The sequence below is a fragment of the Microcoleus sp. T3_A4 genome, assembly GCF_036700465.1.
Lineage (GTDB): Bacteria > Cyanobacteriota > Cyanobacteriia > Cyanobacteriales > Microcoleaceae > Microcoleus.
The window spans coordinates 1-3,343 of the sequence record NZ_JAUBOY010000116.1 but is presented as its reverse complement, the minus strand read 5'-3'; the positions used below and the strand labels follow the sequence as shown (position 1 = coordinate 3,343).

At 45.3% G+C, this 3,343-nt stretch carries 4 protein-coding genes; 3 read left to right on the top strand and 1 reads right to left on the bottom strand.

Going from position 1 to position 3,343, the window contains the following annotated elements; genetic code table 11:
• The first annotated feature begins 183 nt into the window (after positions 1 to 183).
• On the top strand, positions 184 to 909 hold the full coding sequence (locus QUA07_RS29705) for a group II intron maturase-specific domain-containing protein (RefSeq protein ID WP_333332800.1): 726 nt from the start codon (positions 184 to 186) through the stop codon (positions 907 to 909).
• A gap of 97 nt (positions 910 to 1,006) precedes the next feature.
• Positions 1,007 to 1,303 (top strand): HNH endonuclease signature motif containing protein, encoded by a 297-nt coding sequence (locus QUA07_RS29700; RefSeq protein WP_333332797.1) that lies wholly within the window; start codon positions 1,007 to 1,009, stop codon positions 1,301 to 1,303.
• 602 nt (positions 1,304 to 1,905) lie between these two features.
• Here QUA07_RS29700 and QUA07_RS29690 read toward each other — a convergent pair.
• Positions 1,906 to 2,826 (bottom strand): fructosamine kinase family protein, encoded by a 921-nt coding sequence (locus QUA07_RS29690; protein WP_333332794.1) that lies wholly within the window; start codon positions 2,824 to 2,826, stop codon positions 1,906 to 1,908.
• A gap of 109 nt (positions 2,827 to 2,935) precedes the next feature.
• Here QUA07_RS29690 and QUA07_RS29685 point away from each other — a divergent pair, with 109 nt between their 5' ends.
• A complete protein-coding gene (locus QUA07_RS29685; RefSeq protein ID WP_333332792.1) occupies positions 2,936 to 3,112 on the top strand; it encodes a hypothetical protein in 177 nt (58 codons plus the stop codon).
• Positions 3,113 to 3,343: the final 231 nt, after the last annotated feature.

Genomic DNA, 3,343 nt, shown 5'->3' with positions numbered 1-3,343 from the left:
TAAGCCGGATGTGCTGAAAGGTACAAGTCCGGTTTTGAGGGGAGGGGGTTACAGCGATGTAATCCCTTTACCCGACTTCTCTGCGAAACCCAAGAAGATGCCAATAACGCCAAGGACGAAATAATCCACTGGCTATTAGAGAGAGGTCTGAACCTCTCCGAAGAAAAGACCAGAATCGTTCATATGACAGAAGGATTCGACTTCTTGGGGTGGAACTTCAGACATTACAAAGTGTCTGACAGAAAATCAGGGTACAAACTACTAATCAAGCCAAGTGCCAAATCCATCAAAAACATCCGCGATAAACTCAGACAAATCTGGCTCTCTAACCGGGGCAAGGAAATTGGGGCAGTCATTACAGAGCTGACTCCCGTTGTCAGAGGATGGGCAAATTATCACCGAAAGATGGTAGCCTGCGAGGTCTTTCACGAACTCGACAAGTGGATGTTCGACCGTGTTAAGAAATACGCCAAACAGAGACACCCAAACAAAAGTGACAAATGGAGAAACCAACGCTATTTCGGACGATTCAATCTCGATAGGGAAGATAATTGGGTATTTGGCGACCACCAAACTGGGGCGCACGTCCCAAAATTCTCTTGGTTCCATATCGAACGTCACACCCTGATACCTGGTGATTATTCCCCAGATAATCCTGACCCAGACGTACAAGAATGGTTCAGGAAAAACAGGGCAAAACAAGCCAAGGGCTATAATAAGTCGTGGCAAAAAATAGCCCAGAGACAAAACCATGTGTGTCCGAGGTGTGGTGACTCGCTATTCAATGGCGAGAACATACATAAACACCACTCGACCCCCAAAGCAATCGGAGGAAAGGACACATACGCCAATTATCAACTTGTTCATCTAATGTGTCACCAGCAAATCCATCATGAGAAGACACAGTGATTTGCTTGAGCCGTGTGCAGGGAAACTTGCAAGCACGGTTCTTAGGGGGGAAGGGGACAGCAATGTCCCTGCCCTACCCGACTATTGGAGTTCAAGAATGGGAAAAAACCCTGAATTGTCAAGTCGATTGGCACTGCTCTTAAAAAAGCAGAAGGGTAAATGTTCTCATTGCGAATTTATTTTCAGAAATGAAGATGTAATGGAAGTTGACCACATCGTCCCCAGAGCCATTGGAGGTAAGGATGAATACAAAAATCTTCAACTATTGCATCGGCATTGCCACGATGTTAAAACTAAAACCGACTTGGAATTAATCAGGAAACATAACCTGGAAATCGTCTCTTCAGGAAAGAAACATCCAAGCAAGTCGGAAGAAAGAGAAGCCCTCAAATGACAAGAGGACACCCGAGTAGCCGTGTGCTGCGAAAGTAGCAAGCACGGTTCCGAATGGGAGGGAGAGGATGCTAACATCTTCTCTCGACCCTACCTGTCAGAATCCTCTCTCTTAGATTTAGTTGCCGATAAAAAGTTTTTTGTGCAGCCATTGCCGGAATTAATAAATCTTCCAGGTGATTCGCGCTCACTTCATTTTCTACTTGGGGACGATTTTTTTTCTTTGCATGATCTCGGTTGATTCGTTTTTTGCTACTCATAACTGGTTCGATTATGGCTCAACTGCTTGCCCGGTAAAGGTTTCATCCTATTTTACTTTTTTTTGTCTACCCCCTTGACAATTTGCACTTTTTCTTAACTTGTCACAAATGGTATGTGGCTAATGCTGCGCTAAGTTTTTGGATTTCTTGCCATAGCTCTACTATCAAGGCTTCTTTTGCCTCGTTCGATAGCTGTTTTAGGTCGGGGAGTTTTTCCATTCCTTTATCTAATGTCTATCTCGTCTTCTTGTCAAGGGGGTTGAGCAATGACAAATTATGTTTCGGCGAACTTGAATCACCCATCAATTGCGCTCGTGATTTTTCTTAACTTATTCAGCAAGCCCTAACTACCAAAAATTCGATTAATCATTTGATTCGCCTGGCACTCGTAACTCCCACCAAACAAATTAAAATGATTTAAAATGTGATACAGATTATAAATAGTTTTGCGTTCTTCATACCCTGAATCCAAAGGCCAAACCTGATTGTATCCCCGGTAAAACTGTGGCGAAAACCCGCCAAATAACTCCGTCATCGCGATATCAACTTCTCTGTCTCCCAAATATGCCGCCGGGTCAAAAATGACAGGTTCCCCCGCAGATGTCACCCCCGCATTTCCCCCCCACAAATCCCCGTGAACTAGCGAGGGTTGAGGTTCATAACCAGCTAACAATTCAGGAATCATCTCTAATAAACGTTCCCCTTTCGGAAAATGACCGCCTCGACGCCTAGCCACTTTTAACTGATAACCAATCCGATTTTCAGCCCAAAATTCTGCCCAATTTGCCGTCCAATTATTAATTTGTATAGTTGAGCCGATCGTATTATTAATATCCCACCCAAAACCCCCCCTGAACAAGCCCGAATCAGGCTCTTCTCCCCCCCTTAGTAAGGGGGAGTTGGGGGATGTGTATTTGTGCATTTCCGCGAGTTTTCGCCCCATTTCTTCCCAAGTTCGATCGCCCCCGCGACTTCCCAAATCCAGCCATTCCAGCACAATATAAGCTGAATTCCCCTCTGTTCCCCAGCAAATCGGCTCAGGTACTCGAATCGTCTGGGTTTCCCCCATTTGCTGCAAACCCAGCGCTTCAGCTTCAAACATCGCGACTTGGGAAGCTTGATTGATTTTCACGAAGTAAGTGCGGGTACTGCTGCTGATATAATAGCCTTGATTGATGCAGCCACCGCTGACGGAACGGCGATTGTCGATCGAAAATGTTTCTCCGGTTGTTTCACAGATGTGCGCAGCAATTTTGTCCCACATAGCATGAAATCGTGTTGAGGGTTGAGGGCGATCAGAATTAGTTTAATATCATGTCCGGTCGATCAACCATGATATAATCAGGAGGAACACTACCCCCATCCAATAAAGAATGCCAAAACGAATTACGATCGCACCTCATCTGAGTCCAGAAGAGCTACAAGCTCGTTTCCGTCAAGCTAAAACAACCACCCAGGCTCATCATTACCAGATTATTTGGCTGTTAGCCATTGGAAAAACCACCGCAGAAGTAATGGCAGTGACAGGTTATAGTCGTGGTTGGATTTAGGAATTAGTCTGGGGCTACAATCATTTAGGACCTGAATCCCTCGGAGATCAACGTTGCAAAAATAGCGATTGTGACCCTCTGCTGAATGATGTGGAACAAGCTCAATTGTGGCAAGTCTTACAGCAGCCACCCCCCGATGGCGGGCTGTGGAATGGGGAGCGTGTCACTTTTGCGATGAGTATAAATACTCAGAAATACTAGGGCAGAGGTTTTGAGCTATTGTTGGGCAAA

What these genes read in the sequence shown, in the direction of transcription:
- QUA07_RS29705 (WP_333332800.1), top strand. Translation starts at nt 184, where the DNA reads ATGACAGAAGGATTCGACTTCTTGGGGTGGAACTTCAGACATTACAAA.
- QUA07_RS29700 (WP_333332797.1), top strand. Translation starts at nt 1,007, where the DNA reads ATGGGAAAAAACCCTGAATTGTCAAGTCGATTGGCACTGCTCTTAAAA.
- QUA07_RS29690 (WP_333332794.1), bottom strand. Translation starts at nt 2,826, where the DNA reads ATGTGGGACAAAATTGCTGCGCACATCTGTGAAACAACCGGAGAAACA.
- QUA07_RS29685 (WP_333332792.1), top strand. Translation starts at nt 2,936, where the DNA reads ATGCCAAAACGAATTACGATCGCACCTCATCTGAGTCCAGAAGAGCTA.